The 18,108-nt window shown below is 68.1% G+C and carries 16 protein-coding genes; 11 read left to right on the forward strand and 5 right to left on the reverse strand.

The window, feature by feature from the left end; all coding sequences use genetic code 11:
• Nucleotides 1-56: 56 nt before the first annotated feature.
• The 5 genes from VHAB30_RS17725 (at nt 57) to VHAB30_RS17745 (ending at nt 5,398) form a co-directional block, all read left to right on the forward strand.
• Entirely contained in the window at nt 57-335 is a 279-nt protein-coding gene (locus tag VHAB30_RS17725) for a hypothetical protein (RefSeq protein ID WP_235926727.1), read from the forward strand.
• 289 nt (nt 336-624) lie between these two features.
• On the forward strand, nt 625-840 hold the full coding sequence (locus VHAB30_RS17730; RefSeq protein WP_095744190.1) for a hypothetical protein: 216 nt from the start codon (nt 625-627) through the stop codon (nt 838-840).
• Nucleotides 841-1,059: 219 nt separating this feature from the next.
• Complete coding sequence (locus VHAB30_RS17735) at nt 1,060-1,803, forward strand: hypothetical protein (RefSeq protein WP_159277974.1); 744 nt, start codon at nt 1,060-1,062, stop codon at nt 1,801-1,803.
• Between the two features lie 24 nt (nt 1,804-1,827).
• Nucleotides 1,828-4,593 carry a magnesium-translocating P-type ATPase gene (gene mgtA / locus VHAB30_RS17740; RefSeq protein ID WP_159277975.1) on the forward strand — a complete coding sequence of 922 codons (2,766 nt, stop codon included), beginning with the start codon at nt 1,828-1,830 and terminating at the stop codon, nt 4,591-4,593.
• Nucleotides 4,594-4,681: 88 nt separating this feature from the next.
• Nucleotides 4,682-5,398 carry an MgtC/SapB family protein gene (locus VHAB30_RS17745; protein ID WP_159277976.1) on the forward strand — a complete coding sequence of 239 codons (717 nt, stop codon included), beginning with the start codon at nt 4,682-4,684 and terminating at the stop codon, nt 5,396-5,398.
• On the opposite strand, the gene VHAB30_RS17750 is transcribed toward VHAB30_RS17745, so the two are convergent.
• The 4 genes from VHAB30_RS17750 to xdhC all read right to left on the reverse strand — a co-directional run bounded on the left by VHAB30_RS17750 (nt 5,399) and on the right by xdhC (nt 10,661).
• The gene (locus VHAB30_RS17750) at nt 5,399-6,841 is read right to left on the reverse strand and encodes an NAD-dependent succinate-semialdehyde dehydrogenase (protein ID WP_159277977.1); all 1,443 of its coding nucleotides are present in this window, start codon (nt 6,839-6,841) and stop codon (nt 5,399-5,401) included.
• Between the two features lie 175 nt (nt 6,842-7,016).
• Entirely contained in the window at nt 7,017-8,357 is a 1,341-nt protein-coding gene (locus VHAB30_RS17755; protein WP_159277978.1) for a glycerate kinase type-2 family protein, read from the reverse strand.
• 69 nt (nt 8,358-8,426) lie between these two features.
• Nucleotides 8,427-9,638: a urate hydroxylase PuuD gene (locus VHAB30_RS17760; protein WP_070061693.1), complete on the reverse strand. Its 1,212-nt coding sequence runs from the start codon at nt 9,636-9,638 to the stop codon at nt 8,427-8,429.
• A gap of 216 nt (nt 9,639-9,854) precedes the next feature.
• Nucleotides 9,855-10,661, reverse strand: a complete 807-nt coding sequence (gene xdhC / locus VHAB30_RS17765; protein WP_159277979.1) for a xanthine dehydrogenase accessory protein XdhC — start codon at nt 10,659-10,661, stop codon at nt 9,855-9,857.
• A gap of 53 nt (nt 10,662-10,714) precedes the next feature.
• Between xdhC and VHAB30_RS17770 the strand changes: the two genes are divergently transcribed.
• A complete protein-coding gene (locus tag VHAB30_RS17770) occupies nt 10,715-11,218 on the forward strand; it encodes a hypothetical protein (protein ID WP_159277980.1) in 504 nt (167 codons plus the stop codon).
• Between the two features lie 2 nt (nt 11,219-11,220).
• Here the strand turns inward: VHAB30_RS17770 and uraH are convergent, their stop codons facing one another.
• Nucleotides 11,221-11,571: a hydroxyisourate hydrolase gene (uraH, locus tag VHAB30_RS17775; protein ID WP_070061690.1), complete on the reverse strand. Its 351-nt coding sequence runs from the start codon at nt 11,569-11,571 to the stop codon at nt 11,221-11,223.
• Nucleotides 11,572-11,665: 94 nt separating this feature from the next.
• On the opposite strand from uraH, the gene VHAB30_RS17780 reads away from it, so the two are divergent.
• The 5 genes from VHAB30_RS17780 to VHAB30_RS17800 all read left to right on the forward strand — a co-directional run bounded on the left by VHAB30_RS17780 (nt 11,666) and on the right by VHAB30_RS17800 (nt 18,092).
• Entirely contained in the window at nt 11,666-12,340 is a 675-nt protein-coding gene (locus VHAB30_RS17780) for a GntR family transcriptional regulator (protein WP_056574067.1), read from the forward strand.
• 10 nt (nt 12,341-12,350) lie between these two features.
• Nucleotides 12,351-13,313, forward strand: coding sequence for an allantoinase PuuE (puuE, locus tag VHAB30_RS17785; protein ID WP_062480836.1), 963 nt, complete (start codon nt 12,351-12,353; stop codon nt 13,311-13,313).
• Complete coding sequence (uraD, locus tag VHAB30_RS17790; protein ID WP_159277981.1) at nt 13,310-15,097, forward strand: 2-oxo-4-hydroxy-4-carboxy-5-ureidoimidazoline decarboxylase; 1,788 nt, start codon at nt 13,310-13,312, stop codon at nt 15,095-15,097. Before puuE ends, uraD begins: the two co-directional genes overlap by 4 nt.
• Before the next feature lie 23 nt (nt 15,098-15,120).
• The gene (locus tag VHAB30_RS17795) at nt 15,121-16,347 is read left to right on the forward strand and encodes a M20 family metallopeptidase (RefSeq protein WP_159277982.1); all 1,227 of its coding nucleotides are present in this window, start codon (nt 15,121-15,123) and stop codon (nt 16,345-16,347) included.
• Nucleotides 16,348-16,598: 251 nt separating this feature from the next.
• Nucleotides 16,599-18,092 carry an NCS1 family nucleobase:cation symporter-1 gene (locus VHAB30_RS17800; protein WP_159277983.1) on the forward strand — a complete coding sequence of 498 codons (1,494 nt, stop codon included), beginning with the start codon at nt 16,599-16,601 and terminating at the stop codon, nt 18,090-18,092.
• The last annotated feature ends 16 nt before the right edge of the window (nt 18,093-18,108 follow it).

Consider the following 18,108-nt stretch of genomic DNA (forward strand, 5'->3'; position numbering starts at 1 on the left):
CTGACACAACTCCTTGCGCTTCACTACGGCCCATGGTCAGTGCAAAGGAGGTCACGATGCCCCGACCCAGTCTTCACAGCGCGAGCATCACGCTGAAACTCCCCTTCGACATGAGCGCCGCGCAAGAGGTCGAGGCCCTGCGCGCCGCTGGCATTCCGGTGGACGACCTGGGCAATGCCATCTCGGGCTTCCTGTTCGTGCGCTTCAGCAACGGCTGGCGCAGCGACTCGAACATCTTCCGCTGGTTTCCGGCCCCTATCGAACGCAGCGCGAACGAGGCCCGGCTCCACGCCACGCAGCCCCGACGCAGCCTGTTGCTTCATGCCAAGGGTTGACGCTGGCAATGATGCGGTGCAACAATCCGGAAATCATCATTTCGGAGCCCCGTGCGTGGACAGTGCCAGTTGGATCAGTGACAAGACGCGTGCCTCGGCAGGCGTGACACCCCCGGCCCTCTAGCGCAGGCAGCTCCCGCGCTTGCGGCCGCCGTGTCCGCAGCGCGAACCCCTTGCCCCACGGGCAAGCGGCTCCCCCTACCGATTCCCGTTGTTCTTCGTCGCTGACTTTGTCAGTCAGCTTGCGTGCGTCCGTGCGCGAGGCCCTTCAGCGTGAAGGAGCCTTGTCATGCGCCAGTTTCAAATTCGTCCGCTGCATCCGCAGGTGCGACCGTCGCACGGTCGCCCGTCGGCGCACGCCGGTGCGCCTGTGCGTGTGAACCCGGCCCCGCACGTCGACGACGAGCAGGCCCTGGACCGCGCCGCCGCGCTGTGGACCACGCGCCGCATCCGCAGCTTCTTCCTGCTGCTCGACCCACCCGGCCACGGCACCACGCGCCGCTGAAGCCCGCCCCTGCCACCCCCACAGAACAGGAGGCCCTCATGGACCCGGACCCTTGCTTGCGCCGCTGTGCGCCGCCTTCACTGCCCGATCGATCCCCCATTCACCTCGCAGCCTGCCGCGCTGCGGAGGAGCCCCGCCGGCTGACTGCTGAGTAAGTAAGCAAGTCGTCACGGGCGTTTCCTTCCTTCGCGGCGCGCCGCACCCGAAGGAGAAACTCCCATGACCCGCGAACGCCTGCGGCGTGTCGTGCGGACGGCCACGGCCGCCCGTTCCAGCGCCCGCCCCTTTGCCCCCCGCCGCCCCGCGCCAAGCCGCGCCTGGCTCGCCACCCTCTGCGGCCTGGCCGCCACGCAGACCCACGCCGCCGGCGGCCACCATTCGGTGGACGACGCCGCCATCCTCGATCCGGGCCAGTGCCAGATCGAGACCTGGGGCGGCCAGCGCCTCGTGCACCTCGGCCCGGCCTGCCGTGTCGGCCCCATCGAGCTGGGCCTGAACCTCGAGCGCGAGCGCGGTGCCGACGGCCGCACCGTGCGCGCCGGCCCGCAGATCAAGTGGGCCTTTGCGCTCACCGACACGCTGAGCACCGGCGTGCTGGCCTCGGCCACGTGGCAGCGCAGTGATGCCAGCCACGCCTCGCTGCGCCTGGCCGACAGCAGCGTGGTGATCCCCGTCACCTGGCAGTTCGACGACGCCTGGCGCGCCCACCTGAACCTGGGGCGCGACTTCCATCGCGCGCAGCCGAGCACCAGCCACTCGGGCGCGGCACTCGAATGGGCCGCCCTGCCCGCGCTGTCGTTCGTGGCCGAGCGTTTCCGCGAAGGCGGACGCAACGCCTGGCGCGCCGGCCTGCGCTGGGCGGCCACGCCGGCCCTGAACGTCGACCTCAGCCACGCACGCGACCTGCGCCACGACGGCCCGCGCGGCTGGACGCTGGGCCTCACCTGGGCGTTCGCTCGCTGAGCGCCCTCACACAGGAGAAGAACAATGAAGAACGTCCTGAAGTCCTTTTTCGAAAGCTTCCTGCGCAGCCGCCACATGCGGCATCACTTCGAGCGCTGGCAGACGCTGCTGAGCGCCAAGCCCAGCAGCCTCGGCTCGGCCGCGATGCCGGCCGAGATCGCCAAGGCGCTGGCCGCCGCCTCGCACACCGACGCGGGCGAGGTGCTGGTGCGCATGAACAGCTCGTCGCAAGGCCTCACCGAAGCCCACGCGCTGGCGCTGCGCAAGCGGCTGGGCAGCAACGAGGTGCGCCACGAGCAGCCGCTGCCGTGGTGGAACCACCTGTGGCAGTGCTACCGCAACCCCTTCAACCTGCTGCTGACGGTGCTGGCGCTGGTCTCCTACATCACCGAGGACACGAAGGCCACGGTGGTGATCGGCAGCATGGTGCTGCTGTCGACCGTGCTGCGCTTCCTGCAGGAGTCGCGCTCCAACAAGGCCGCCGACCGGCTCAAGGCGATGGTCAGCAACACCTCGACGGTGCTGCGCCCCGCGCCCGGCGAGAAGGCCGGCCGCGCGGGTGACGGGGGCTTCGACCTCGCGCACGCGGGCACGCAACGCATCGAAGTGCCGATGCGCGACCTCGTGCCCGGCGACGTGATCGCGCTGTCGGCCGGCGACATGATCCCGGCCGACGCGCGCCTGCTCTCGGCGAAAGACCTGTTCATCAGCCAGTCGGCGCTCACCGGCGAATCGATGCCGGTGGAGAAGTTTGCAGCCACCGCCGCCGACCACCAGGCCGGCGTGCTGGAGCGCGACAACCTGCTGTTCATGGGCACCAACGTGATCAGCGGCACCGCCACCGCGGTGATCGTGCACACGGGCGAGCGCACCTTCTTCGGCGCGCTGGCCCAGCGCGTGAGCGCGACCGACCGCGGCACCACCGCCTTCCAGGCCGGCATCAACCGCGTGAGCTGGCTGCTGATCCGCTTCATGCTGGTGATGGCGCCGCTGGTGCTGGTGATCAACGGCGTGACCAAGGGCGACTGGTGGGAGGCGGCGCTGTTCGCGCTGTCGATCGCGGTCGGCCTCACGCCCGAGATGCTGCCGATGATCGTGACGGCCACGCTGGCCAAGGGCGCCGTCGTGATGTCGCGCCGCAAGGTGATCGTGAAGCGGCTCGAGGCCATCCACAACTTCGGCGCGATGGACGTGCTGTGCACCGACAAGACCGGCACGCTCACGCAGGACCGCATCGTGCTCGAACGCCACACCAACGCCTGGGGCGAAGACTCCGACCACGTGCTGCAGCAGGCCTACCTCAACAGCTTTCACCAGACCGGGCTGAAGAACCTGCTCGACAAGGCCGTGCTCAGCCACGCCGAGGTGCAGCTCGACACGCAGCTGCAGACCGGCTGGCGCAAGGTCGACGAAGTGCCCTTCGACTTCTCGCGCCGCCGCATGTCGGTGGTGGTGGCGCACGGCGAGGACGAGCACCTGCTGATCTGCAAGGGTGCGCTCGAAGAGATCCTGTCGGTGTGCACCTCGGTCGAACGCGGCGCCGAAGTGCTCGCGCTCGACGCCGACGTGATGGCACGCATCCACCGCGTGGCCTCGGAGCTCAATGCCCAGGGCCTGCGCGTGGTGGCCGTGGCCAGCCGCACGCTGCACGCCGACGCACGCAAGCCGGCCTACGGCGTGGCCGACGAGGCGGGGCTCACGCTGCTGGGCTACGTGGCCTTTCTCGATCCGCCGAAGGAATCGACCGCGCCCGCGCTGCAGGCGCTGGCCGCGCACGGCGTGGCGGTGAAGGTGCTGACCGGCGACAACGAGCTGGTCACGCGCAAGGTCTGCGGCGACGTCGGCATCGACGCCGGACGCATGGTGCTCGGCCACGAGGTCGAGCGCATGAACGAGGCCGAGCTGCGGCAGGTGGTCGAAATGCGCCAGGTGTTCGCCAAGCTCACGCCCGCGCACAAGGAACGCATCGTGCAGGCGCTGCATGCCAACGGCCACGTGGTCGGCTTCATGGGCGACGGCATCAACGACGCGCCCGCGCTGCGCGCCGCCGACATCGGCATCTCGGTGGACGGCGCGGTGGACGTGGCCAAGGAATCGGCCGACATCATCCTGCTCGAGAAGAGCCTGATGGTGCTGGAGCAAGGCGTGGTCGAAGGCCGCCGCACCTTCGCCAACATGCTCAAGTACATCAAGATCACGGCCAGCTCGAACTTCGGCAACGTGTTCTCGGTGCTGGTGGCCAGTGCCTTCCTGCCCTTTTTGCCGATGCTGCCGCTGCACCTTCTGGTGCAGAACCTGCTGTACGACGTGTCGCAGATCGCGATCCCGTTCGACAACGTGGACGAGGAGTTTTTGAAGACGCCGCAGCGCTGGAACCCGGCCGACCTGGGCCGCTTCATGGTGTTCTTCGGGCCGCTGAGCTCGGTGTTCGACATCCTGACCTACACCGTGATGTGGTTCGTGTTCGCAGCCAATTCGGTGGAGCACCAGACGCTGTTCCAGTCGGGCTGGTTCATCGAGGGCCTGCTGTCGCAGACGCTGATCGTGCACCTGATCCGCACCCGCAAGATTCCGTTCCTGCAAAGCCGCGCGGCCTGGCCGCTGCTGGCCATGGGCGCGGCGATCGCGGCCGTGGGCATCTGGCTGCCGATGGGACCGCTGGCGCACTACTTCAAGCTGCAGGCGCTGCCGCTCGCGTACTTCCCCTGGCTGGTGCTGATGCTCGTCGGCTACGCGACGCTGACGCAGGCCGTGAAGGGCTGGTACGCACGCAAGTACGGCTGGCAATGAGACACAGACAACCGTCCGGACGCAGGGTCGCGGCTGTCACACAAGGCCGCTACCCTGCTTCGCACACAGAGGATCAGGAGGATCACTCATGGAAGCCATTCGCCACATCAACATGCCCTCGCTGCTGGACACCCTGGTCAGCGTGGGCGCGGCCTTTCTGCTGGGCTCGTTGATCGGCTTCGAGCGCCAGGTGCGCCAGCGCACCGCGGGGCTGCGCACCAACACGCTGGTGGCCGTGGGCGCGGCCGTGTTCGTCGACATGGCGGCCCGCCTGGGCGGCCCCGACGGCGCGGTGCGCGTGGTCGCCTACGTGGTCTCGGGCATCGGCTTTCTCGGCGCCGGCGCGATCATGAAGGAAGGCGCCAACATCACCGGGCTGAACACGGCGGCGACGCTGTGGGGCTCGGCCGCGGTGGGCGCCTGCGCGGGCGCCGACCTGCTGGGCGAAGCGTTGATCGCCGCGCTCTTCGTGCTGGCGAGCAACACGCTGCTGCGGCCGGTGGTGAACCGCATCAACCGCCGTCCGGTGCACGAGGAATCGAGCGAGGCGACGTACACGGTGCGCGTGATCTGCTCACGCGCGGCACGGCCCGAGGTGATGGACCAGCTGCTGGTGCAGCTGGAAGCCGCGAACTACCCGGTGCGCGACATCGACCAGCACGCCTTCGGGCAGGCCGACACGGAGATTGCGGCGACGCTGTACGCCACCGCGGTCGAGCCCGAAGAGCTCGACCAGGTGATCGCGGAGCTGGAAACGCTGGAGGGTGTCCAGCAGGCGTTCTGGAACGCCTCCGCCGAAGACTAGTTAAACGCCGAGGATCGAAACAGCCTTGGTGTTGAGGTAAGCCTCGATCGCCTCGGGGCCACCTTCCGAACCGTAGCCCGAATCCTTCACGCCGCCGAACGGCATTTCCGGCGAGGGCGTGGCGGGCTGGTTGATCCACAGCATGCCCAGCTCGAGCTTCTGGCTCAGCAGGTGCGCGCTCTTGATCGACTTGGTGAAGGCGTAGCCGGCCAGGCCGAAGGGCAGGCGGTTGGCTTCGGTGATGGCTTCTTCGAGCGTGTCGAAGCCGCGGATGGCTGCGATGGGGCCGAAGGGTTCGTTGTTGAACACGTCGGCGTCCAGCGGCACGTCGGTGATGACGGTGGGCGCGAAGAAGTTGCCGGTGTCGCCGACGCGTTCGCCGCCGGTCGCGATGGTGGCGCCCTTCTTGCGCGCGTCTTCCAGCACATGGGCCATGGCCGTGAGGCGGCGGGCGTTGGCCAGCGGGCCGAGGTTGGTGCCTTCGACCAGGCCGTCGCCCATCTTCAGGCCTTCGGCGTGCTTGACCAGCAGGCTCGCGAACTCATGGCGCAGGCTGTTGTGCACCAGGAAGCGGGTCGGCGAGATGCAGACCTGGCCCGCGTTGCGGAACTTGGCGGCACCGGCGGCCTTGACGGCCAGCGCCACGTCGGCGTCTTCGGCCACGATCACCGGGGCGTGGCCGCCCAGTTCCATCGTGACGCGCTTCATGTGCGAACCAGCCAGCGCGGCCAGCTGCTTGCCGACCGGGGTCGAGCCGGTGAAGGTGACCTTGCGGATGATCGGGTGCGCGATGAGGTAGCTCGAGATCTCGCCCGGGTTGCCGAACACCAGGCCCACCACGCCGCCCGGAATGCCGGCGTCGACGAAGGCCTTGAGCAGCGCGGCCGGCGAGGCCGGGGTTTCTTCGGGCGCCTTCACCAGGAAGGAGCAGCCGGTGGCGAGCGCGGCGCCGAGCTTGCGCACGATCTGGTTGACGGGGAAGTTCCACGGCGTGAAGGCCGCGACGGGGCCGACCGGCTCCTTGATGACCAGCTGCTGCGCGGCCAGGTTGCGCGAGGGCACGATGCGGCCGTACACGCGGCGGCCTTCGTCGGCGAACCATTCGATGATGTCGGCGGCGGCCATCATTTCGACCTTGGCCTCGCCCAGCGGCTTGCCTTGTTCCTGCGTCAGCAGCTTGGCGATGTCCAGGGCGCGTTCGCGGATCAGGCCGGCGGCGCGGCGCATCACGGCGGCGCGCTCGTTGGCGGGCGTGTCGCGCCAGGCTTCGAAGCCGCGCTGGGCGGCGGCCAGGGCACGGTCGAGGTCGACGATGCTGGCGTGCGCCACCTTGCCGATGGCCTTGCCGGTGGCGGGGTTCAGCACGTCGAGCGTCTTGCCGTCGGCGGCGTCGACCCATTGGCCGTCGATCAGCAGGCGGGTGTCGGTGTAGGTGGCGGTCATGGCGAACTCTTTCCTTCGAGGACTGGATGGTGAAAACGAAACGGGAAATCGGGCGCGCGGCGCGGCACCCCGTGGGGGTGCGCATGCGACAACGGCGGCCAAGCGCCGCCGGGGCCGTAGATTAACCTGAGTTCACAAAGCTTGCCGGCGGCCCCCGCCAGGGGCCGGGACGCGCCTACAGCACGAGGATCGCGCGGAAGTCGTTGACGTTGGTGTTCGTCGGACCGGTCACGAACAGGTCGCCGATGGCGTCGAAGTAGCCGTAGGCGTCGTTGCGGTCGAGGTGGTCGGACAGCTTTTTTCCCTGCGCCGTGGCGCGCGCCAGGGTGTCGGGCGTGACGAAGGCGCCGGCGTTGTCTTCCACGCCGTCGATGCCGTCGGTGTCGGCGGCCAGCGCCCACACCTGCGGCTGGCCCATGAGCGCGCCCGCCAGGCCCAGGCAGAACTCGCCGGCCCGCCCGCCACGGCCCTTGGCCTGGCCGGGCTGGCGCGGGCGGATGGTGACGGTGGTTTCACCACCCGACAGGATGACGCAGGGCCGGGCGAAGGGTTCGCCGCGCAGAGCCACGGCGCGGGCGAGCGCCGCATGCACCTTGCCCACTTCGCGCGATTCGCCTTCCATTTCGTCACTCAGCACGTGCACGCCGATGCCGGCGGCGCGCGCAGCGGCGGCGGCGGCTTCGAGCGACTGCTGCGGCGTGGCGATGAGGTGGGTGCTGTGGCCGGCGAACACGGCGTCGTCGGGCTTGGGGGTTTCGAGCGCGCCGCTTTCGAGCTGCGCGCGCACGGGCGCCGGCACCTCGATGCCGTAGCGGTCGAGGATGGCGAGCGCGTCGGCGCAGGTGGTGGCGTCGGGCACGGTGGGGCCGCTGGCGATCACGGCCGGGTCGTCGCCGGGCACGTCGCTGATGGTGAGCGTGACCACGCGCGCCGGCGCGCAGGCCGCCGCAAGCCGGCCGCCCTTGATGCGCGACAGGTGCTTGCGCACGCAGTTCATCTCGCCGATGTGGGCGCCGCTGTCGAGCAGTTGCTTGTTGATGCGCTGCTTGTCGGCCAGCGTGAGGCCTTCGGCCGGCAGCACCAGCAGCGACGAGCCGCCGCCGGAGATGAGGCACAGCACGAGGTCGTCGGCCGTGAGTCCCTGCGTGAGCGCCAGGATGCGCTCGGCCGCCTGCTGGCCGGCCGCGTCGGGCACGGGGTGCGCGGCCTCGACGAGCTCGATGCGCTGCGGCACGCCTTCGGGACGCGGCGGGATGTGGTCATAGCGCGTGACGACCAGGCCCGACAACGGGGCGTCGGCCGGCCACAGCGCCTCGAGCGCCTGCACCATCGAACCGCCGGCCTTGCCGGCGCCGAGCACCACGGTACGGCCCTTGGGCGGTTTCGGCAGATGCGCGCCCAGCGTGGACAGCGGCAGTGCGCGGTCCACCGCCACGCGGTACAGGTGTTCGAGGAAAGCGCGCGGGGCTTCGCGCGGATCGGGAGCTGTTGCTGAGGGCGAGGTCGATGCGGTCATGGCTTGCGTGTTGTCTCCATTCGGCGATTGTGCGACGACCGGCGGCCCGCCCTCGCAGGCCACGGTCTGCTAGTTCGTCTTGGCGCCGGCCTGGAACCAGCGGCTGATCAACGCCCGCTCTTCGTCGGTGATGTTGGTCGCGTTGTTCATCGGCATGATCTTGGTCACCACGACCTGCTGGTAGATCGCCTGCGCATGCGCCGTCACCTGGTCGGGCGTGTCGACGCGCACGTTCTTCATCTGCACGGCCGCGCCGTGGCACATGAAGCAGCGCTGTTCCAGCACCTTCTGCACGTCCTGGTAGGCCACGGCGGGCGCGGCCTGGGCAGCGGTGGCCGCCACGGGCGCGGCCGGCTCGGGCTTCATCCACACGATCGTGAGACCCAGCACCGCGATGCCGACCATGGCGTAAGGCAGCGGGTTGCCCGCGTTGCCCAGCTTGAAGCGGTGGCGCACCACGAAGAACTGCCGGATGGCCGCGCCGCCGAGCATGATCAGCAGCAGCACGATCCAGTTGTACTTGTGCGTGTAGGTGAAGCTGTAGTGGTTGCTCAGCATCGCGAACAGCACCGGCAGCGTGAAGTAGGTGTTGTGCACGCTGCGCTGCTTGCCGCGCTGGCCGTGCACCGGATCGACCGGCCGGCCTTCGCGCAGCGCCTTCACGTTCTTGCGCTGGCCCGGGATGATCCAGAAGAACACGTTGCCGCTCATGGTGGTGGCCATCATGGCGCCCACCAGCAGGAAGGCCGCGCGGCCCGCGAACCACTGGCAGGCCAGCCAGGTCGCGAAGGCGATGAAGATCGCGATCAGCACGCCGACGATGGTGTCGCCGTGCTTGCGGCGCCCGAAGATCTGGCAGATGCCGTCGTAGACCATCCAGAACACGACGAAGAAGGCCAGCGCCACGGCAATGGCGGCGCCGGGCTGCCAGTCCATCTTGCTCTTGTCGATGAGGTACGTGCTCGCGTTCCACAGGTACGACATCGTGAAGAGCGCAAAGCCCGTGAGCCAGGTCGAATAGCTCTCCCAGTACGACCAGTGCAGGTGGTCGGGCAGCTTCTTGGGCGCCAGCGCGTACTTCTGGCTGTTGTAGAAGCCGCCGCCGTGCACGGCCCATTGCTCGCCGCCCACGCCCTTGTCGAGCGATTCCTGGTCCTGCGGCTTCTCGAGGCTGTTGTCCAGCATCACGAAGTAGAAGGAGGCGCCGATCCAGGCGATGGCGGTGATGACGTGGACCCAGCGCAGCAGCAGGTTGGCCCAGTCGAGGTAGTAGCTTTCCATATAGCGCTCTCTCAACCCTGTTGGCGCGTGGGGGCGCCAAGGAGGGGTTTCAGCCTGCTCACCACCGCGGGCGCTGTAAGCAGAGAAAGTGCCGCGAACGCAGGTCCGTTGAAATGGACCTCGCTCCGCTGCGGCTTGTTGTGGACCGAAAGTGTATACAGTTTTGGCACGAGGCGGGATGCTATTTGCGGCGTCGCCGCCAAGGGAAAACCCTGTTCAGCCCAGCGATTGCAACAACTGTGCCGCCACGGCCACCGCGATCACCTCGGGTTCCTTGCCCGTGATGCCGGGCACGCCGATCGGGCAGGTGACGCGCGCCAGCTCGTCGGCCGTGAAGCCGCGCGCCTCCAGCCGGTGGCGGAAGGTGGCCCACTTGGTCTTGCTGCCGATGAGGCCGATGTAGGGCAGGTCGTTGCGCGTGCGCAGGCGCTTCAGGCAGGCGATGACGATGTCCAGGTCTTCGGCGTGGCTGAAGCTCATGATCAGCACGCGGCTGCCGGGCGCGAGCGCGGCCACCGCGTCCTGCACGGGCTCGGAGTGCTCGGTGTCGATCTGCGCGGGCAGCGCGTCGGGGAACACGCCGTCGCGGCTGTCGATCCAGCGCACCGAGAACGGCAGCACGGCCAGCAGGCGCGCCAGCGCGGCGCCCACATGGCCGCCGCCGAACAGGGCCACGGGTTCGAGCTGCGCGACCAGTTCTTTTTGCAGCGCGGGCGCGTCGGCCGCGCCGATGCGCCGGTAGGTCAGGAACATCACGCCGCCGCAGCACTGGCCCAGGCTCGGGCCCAGCGGGTAGCGCTGCACGCCGTCGAGGCTGCGCGTGCCGGCCAGGATTTCGCGCGCTTCCTGCGTGGCCTGGAACTCCAGTTGCCCGCCGCCGATGGTGGCCGTGAGCCCGTCGGCCCAGACGGCCATCCAGGTGCCGGCCTCGCGCGGGGCCGAGCCCTGCGTCGATTCGACGCGCACCAGCACGGCGTCTTCCTGTTGAAGACGCGCCAGCAATTGATCGACCGCACCGTTCATGACCGATACCTTCGGTTGCCTGGCCCGCAACGACTCACGGTATAAACCCGGCGATGATGACGAACCGCCAGCTTACGCCGCGCCGCCTCGCCTGGGCCGCCACTGTTCTTTCCGCCTTGTGGCTCGCCGGCTGCGGCTCGACGGGCTCGGTGCCCGGCCAGCTCAGCGGCGCCAGCAGCGCACAGGGCAGCGGGCCCGCACCGCGCGCCTCCAGTGCGGCCACCGCGCGCGAGTACCGCCGCGACGCCGCACGCCACATCTACAACGCCAACCCCTCGCGCATCTACAAGGGCCAGATGCCGCCGCTGCTGTACGCGGTCGGCACGCTGCAGGTGAACCTGGACACCGGCGGCAAGGTGGTCTCGATGCACTGGCTGCGCGCGCCCAAGCACGCGCCCGAGGTGATCGCCGAGATCGAGCGCGCCGTGCTGCAGGCCGCGCCCTTCCCGCCCGCCCAGCGCCTGGGCGCGGTCACCTGGACCGACACGTGGCTGTGGGACAAGAGCGGACGCTTCCAGCTCGACACCCTGACCGAAGGGCAGCAACAAGGCGACTGACCTCAGGAGCCGCGGTACGTGGAGTAGCTCCACGGGCTGACCAGAAGCGGCACGTGGTAGTGCTGGTCGGTGTGCGCCACGCCGAAGTCCAGCGCCACCTTGTTCAGGAAGTTCGGCTCCGGCAGCGTCACGCCGCGGGCCTTGAAGTAACCCGCCACGTCGAACACGAGGCGGTAGGTGCCGACCTTGATCGAGTTGTTGTCGTAGAGCGGACCGTCGCTGCGGCCGTCCGAATTCAGCGTGAAGCGCTTCACCAGCGTCGCGGCGTCGCCGTCGGTGGTGTACAGCGCCACCTCCATGCCGGCCGCGGGGCCGCCGTGCATCGTGTCCAGTACGTGAGTGCTCAAGCCCATGGGGCCTCCTTCAAAGGGTGTCGGATCGGTGAGATCGGGGTGCGGGAAATTCCGGTGGACAAAAGTGTATACAGTTACCGGCTTTGGGTCTATCATGAAAAACATGGAGTCCTCCACCACCCGTTCGATCGTCGATGCCCTCACGAAGGCCATCGTCGAGCACCGCCTTCAGCCCGGCACCAAGCTCGCCGAGCAGAAGCTGGCCGACCACTTCGGCGTGTCGCGCACCTTGGTGCGCCAGGCGCTGTTCCAGCTCTCGCAGAACAAGCTGATCCGGCTCGAGCCGGCGCGCGGGGCCTTCGTGGCCGCGCCCGCCGTCGACGAGGCCAAGCAGGTGTTCGCCGTGCGCCGCATGCTCGAGGCCGAAATGACGCGAGCCTTCGTGCGCAGCGTCACGCCCGCCAAGATCAAGGCGCTCAAGGAGCACGTGGCGCTCGAGAAATCGGCCGTCGGCGGCGAAGACGTGTCGGGCCGCACCGAACTGCTGGGCGACTTCCACGTGCGCATGGCCGAGCTCATGGGCAACCAGGTGCTGGCGCAAATATTGGGCGAGCTGATCTCGCGCTGCGCCCTCATCACGCTCATGTACCAGAGCACCAGCGCCGCCGAGCACTCCAACGACGAGCACGCCGACATCGTGAAGGCGCTGGCCGCACGCGACGAGGAACTCGCCGTGCGCCTCATGACCGAGCACCTGGAACACGTCGAGGCCAACCTCACCTTCGACCGCAAGGTCCCGACCAACGACATCTCGCTTGCACTGTCCTGAACGAACGCCCATGACCGTCTACGACACCACCCTGCCCTACCCGCGCGACCTGATCGGCTACGGCCGCAACCCGCCCCACGCCCGCTGGCCCGGCGGCGCGCGCGTGGCGGTGCAGTTCGTCCTCAACTATGAAGAAGGCGGCGAGAACGCCACGCTGCACGGCGACGCGGGCTCCGAGCAGTTCCTGTCCGAGATGTTCAACCCGGCGAGCTTCCCCGACCGGCACATCAGCATGGAAGGCATCTACGAGTACGGCTCGCGCGCCGGCGTGTGGCGCATCCTGCGCGAGTTCGAAAAGCGCGGCCTGCCGCTCACCGTGTTCGGCGTGGGCATGGCGCTGCAGCGCTACCCCGAGCTCACCGCCGCCTTCAAGGAACTCGGCCACGAGATCGCCTGCCACGGCTGGCGCTGGATTCATTACCAGAACCTCGATGAAGCCACCGAGCGCGAGCACATGCGCCTGGGCATGGAAGCCATCGAAAAGCTCACCGGCGAGCGCGCGCTCGGCTGGTACACCGGCCGCGACAGCCCGCGCACGCGCCGCCTCGTGGCCGACTACGGCGGCTTCGAGTACGACAGCGACTACTACGGCGACGACCTGCCCTTCTGGATGAAGGTGCAAAAGACCGACGGCAGCGTCGTGCCGCAGCTCATCGTGCCCTACACGCTGGACTGCAACGACATGCGCTTTGCGTTGCCGCAGGGCTACTCGCACGCCGACCCGTTCTTCCAGTACATGAAGGACACCTTCGACGCGCTGTACGCCGAAGGCGACCCGAACGGCGACGACAGCCCCAAGATGATGAGCATCGGCATGCACTGCCGCCTGCTCGGCCGCCCCGGCCGCATCACGGCGCTGCAGCGCTTCCTCGACCACATCGCCACGCACGACAAGGTCTGGGTCTGCCGCCGCGTCGACATCGCACGCCACTGGAAGCAGGCACATCCTTTCGAAGCCGGAGCCGCATCATGAGCACCCCTCTCCTCACCCTTGCCCAACTCAACGCCGCAGGGCCGGCTGCGGCCGTCGCCATGCTCGACGGCGTGTACGAGCACTCGCCCTGGATCGCGCAGCGCGCGCTGGTGCAGCGCCCCTTCCGCTCGCTCGCGCACCTCAAGCACGCGCTGGTGCAGGCGCTGGCCGCGTCGTCGGCCGACGAACAGATCGGCCTGATCCGCGCCCACCCGGAGCTCGCCGGCAAGGCCATGGTCAGCAAGACGCTCACCGCCGAGTCGACCAACGAGCAGAACAAGGCCGGCCTGACCGACTGCACGCCCGAAGAGTTCGCGCAGATCCAGAAGCTCAACGCCGACTACAACGCGAAGTTCGGCTTCCCGTTCATCCTGGCCGTGCGCGGCCCGCGCGGCACGGGCCTGGCCAAGCGCGAGATCATCGAGACCTTCGCGCGCCGGCTGCACAACCACCCGAGCTTCGAGCTCGGCGAGGCGCTGCGCAACATCCACCGCATCGCCGAGATCCGCCTGAACGACAAGTTCGGCGCCGACATCACGCTCGGCAACGACGTGTGGGACTGGCAGGAGCAGCTGTCGGTGCACACCGACCCCGGCTATGCCGAGAAGGGCCAGCTCACCGTCACCTACCTGACCGACGCGCACCGCGCCTGCGCCGCGAACATCTCGGGCTGGATGCGCGACTGCGGCTTCGACTCCGTGCACATCGATGCCGTGGGCAACGTGGTCGGCCGCTACGAAGGCGCCACGCCCGACGCCAAGACCCTGCTCACCGGCTCGCACTACGACACCGTGCGCAACGGCGGCAAGTACGACGGCCGCCTGGGCATCTTCGTGCCCATGGCCTGCGTGCGCGAACTCAAGCGCCAGAACCGCCGCCTGCCCTTCGCCTTCGAAGTCGTCGGCTTCGCCGAGGAAGAAGGCCAGCGCTACAAGGCCACCTTCCTCGGCTCGGGTGCGCTCATCGGCCACTTCGACCCGCGCTGGCTCGACCAGAAGGATGCCGACGGCATCACCATGCGCGAAGCCATGCAGCACGCAGGTCTGAAGGAAGAAGACATTCCGAAGATCCAGCGCGACCCGGCGCGCTACCTCGGCTTCGTCGAAGTGCACATCGAACAGGGTCCCGTGCTCACCGAGCTCGACCTGCCGCTGGGCATCGTCACCTCCATCAACGGCAGCGTGCGCTATGTGGGCGAAGTCATCGGCATGGCCAGCCACGCCGGCACCACGCCCATGGACCGCCGCCGTGACGCCGCCGCCGCCGTGGCCGAACTCATCCTCTACACCGAGCAGCGTGCCGCCAAAGACGGCGACTCGGTCGGCACCGTGGGCATGCTCGAAGTGCCGAGTGGTTCGATCAACGTCGTGCCCGGCCGGTGCAAGTTCAGCCTCGACCTGCGCGCACCCAACAACGCGCAGCGCGACGCGCTGGCCAACGACGTCGTCGCCGCACTGAAGGACATCTGCGAACGCCGCGGCGTGCGCTACGAACTCGAGGAAACCATGCGCGCCGCCGCCGCGCCGAGCGCACCGGCCTGGCAGCAGCGCTGGGAACAGGCCGTCGACGCACTGGGCATTCCCTTGTTCCGCATGCCCAGCGGCGCCGGCCACGACGCCATGAAGCTGCACGAGGTGATGCCGCAGGCCATGCTCTTCGTGCGCGGCATCAACTCGGGCATCAGCCACAACCCGCTCGAGTCGAGCACCAACGACGACATTCAATTGGCCGTGCAGGCGTTCCAGCTGCTGCTGGACAACCTCGCCACCGAACAAGCCCACTGACCGACCCCACAAGAACAACCACCATGACCGACTACGCCAAACTCGACGCCTGGATCGACGCCCACTTCGACGAGGAAGTGCAATTCCTGCAGCAACTGGTGCAGGTGCCCACCGACACGCCGCCCGGCAACAACGCGCCGCACGCCGAACGCACCGCCGAGCTGCTGAAGGACTTCGGCCTCGACGCCGAGAAGCACGCCGTGCCCGCGCAGGACGTGAAGGACTACGGCCTCGAATCGATCACCAACCTGATCGTGCGCCGCAAGTACGGCAACGGTGGCCGCACCGTCGCGCTCAACGCCCACGGCGACGTGGTGCCGCCCGGCGAAGGCTGGACGCACGACCCGTACGGCGGCGAGATCGTCGATGGCAGCCTCTACGGCCGCGCCGCCGCCGTCAGCAAGAGCGACTTCGCCAGCTTCACCTTCGCGCTGCGCGCCCTCGAGGCCGTGGCCAAGCCCACCCAGGGCAGCATCGAACTGCACTTCACCTACGACGAAGAGTTCGGCGGCATCCTCGGCCCGGGCTGGCTGCTCGAGAAGGGCCTGACCAAGCCCGACCTCATGATCGCCGCCGGCTTCAGCTACGAAGTGGTCACCGCGCACAACGGCTGCCTGCAGATGGAAGTCACCGTGCACGGCAAGATGGCCCACGCCGCCGTGCCCACCACCGGCATCGACGCGCTGCAGGGCGCCACCAAGATCCTGAACGCGCTGTACGCGCAGAACACGCTCTACCAGAAGGTCATATCGAAGGTCGAGGGCATCACGCACCCCTACCTGAACGTGGGCCGCATCGAGGGCGGCACCAACACCAACGTCGTGCCCGGCAAGGTCGTGTTCAAGCTCGACCGCCGCATGATCCCCGAAGAGAACCCGGTCGAGGTCGAAGCCAACATCCGCCAGGTGATCGCCGATGCCGCCGCCGAAAGCGCGGGCATCACGGTCGAGATCAAGCGCATGCTGCTCGCCAACTCGATGAAGCCGCTGGCCGGCAACAAGCCGCTGGTCGACGCGATCCAGAAGCACGGCGGCGAGCTGTTCGGCGAACCCATCAAGGCCATGGGCACGCCGCTGTACACCGACGTGCGCCTGTACGTCGAGGCCGGCATTCCCGGCGTGATCTACGGCGCCGGCCCGCGCACCGTGCTCGAGTCGCACGCCAAGCGCAGCGACGAGCGCGTGGTGCTCGAAGACCTGCGCCGCGCGACCAAGGTGGTGGCGCGCACGCTGGCCGACCTGCTCGCCTGAGCGCGCAGAAGGTGGCGGCTCAGTAAGCCGCGCGCCCTCATCCCCCGGCCCCTCCAAGGCGCCATGCCCCTCGCGGGGCATGGCGCTTTTTCTTTGCCCCGGCCCGCCCCGCATCAGGGAATCTACGGATATATGATTCCCCGCATGGTCTTGATTGGGTTCAATTTTTGTATACAAATAACGCACCCATAAAGACGGCGCGAAATTTGCGTCAAAAAGTCCCTCATCCCAACCAAGTACGAGGAAAGACCATGAGCACAGTCGCCAGCCATGCCCCCGCCGGGGCCAGCGAAGCCGGCATCGCGCCGCACGCGGAATCGAATGCCCTCATCAAGCCGGGCTACGACCCGCGCCTGACCAACGAGGACCTCGCCCCGCTGAAGAAGCAGACCTGGGGGCAATACAACATCTTTGCGTTCTGGATGTCCGACGTGCACAGCGTGGGCGGCTACATCACGGCCGGCAGCCTGTTCGCGCTGGGCCTGTCGAGCTGGCAGGTGCTGGTGGCGCTGCTGGTGGGCATCGTGATCGTGCAGGTCTTCTGCAACCTGGTGGCCAAGCCCAGCCAGGTGACCGGCGTGCCCTACCCCGTGGTGTGCCGCGCCTCGTTCGGGGTGCTGGGCGCCAACATCCCGGCCATCATCCGCGGGCTGATCGCGGTGGCCTGGTACGGTGTGCAGACCTATCTCGCCTCCGCTGCCTTCATGGTGCTGGCGCTGCACATGGCGCCGGGCCTGGCGCCGTATGCCGACGTGGCGCAGTACGGCTTCGTCGGCCTCTCGGCCCTGGGCTGGGTGGCGTTCATGGTCATGTGGGTGCTGCAGGCCTTCGTGTTCTGGCACGGCATGGAAGCGATCCGCAAGTTCATCGACTGGGCCGGCCCGGCGGTGTACGTGGTGATGGCGGTGCTGTGCGGCTGGCTGGTGTGGAAGGCCGGCTGGAGCAATATCGACCTGAACCTGGGCGGCATCAAGTTCCAGGGCTGGGACGCGCTGCCGGTGATGCTCTCGGCCATCGCGCTGGTGGTGAGCTACTTCAGCGGCCCGATGCTCAACTTCGGCGACTTCTCGCGCTACGGCAAGAGCTTCGACGCGGTGAAGAAGGGCAACTTCTGGGGTCTGCCGATCAACTTCGTGTTCTTCTCGCTGCTCACCGTGATCACCACGGCGGCCACGCTGCCCGTTTTTGGTGAACTGATCACCGACCCGGTGCACACCGTGGGCAAGATCGACAGCACCACGGCCGTGGTGCTGGGCGCGCTGACCTTCATGATCGCGACCATCGGCATCAACATCGTGGCCAACTTCGTGTCGCCGGCCTTCGACTTCTCGAACGTGGCGCCGCAGCACATCAGCTGGCGCACGGGCGGCATGATCGCCGCGGTGGGCTCGGTGTTTCTCACGCCCTGGAACCTTTACAACAGCCCCGAGGTCATCCACTACACGCTGGACGTGCTGGGCTCGTTCATCGGGCCGCTGTTCGGCATCCTGATTGCCGATTACTACATCGTGCGCAAGCAGCGCATCGACGTCGACGCGCTCTACACGATGAGCCCGAAGGGCGAATACTGGTACAGCGGCGGCTACAACCCGAAGGCGATCCAGGCGCTGGTGCCCTCGGCCCTCGTGCCCATCCTGTGCGTGATGGTGCCGACGCTGCGCGGCGCCGCCAACTATGCGTGGTTCATCGGCATGGGCCTGGGCTTCGTGCTCTACGTGCTCTTGAACCGCAACAACAAGACTTGAAACACTGACCGAAGAA

It is taken from the genome of Variovorax boronicumulans, assembly GCF_009811375.1.
Classification (GTDB): Bacteria; Pseudomonadota; Gammaproteobacteria; order Burkholderiales; family Burkholderiaceae_C; genus Variovorax; species Variovorax boronicumulans.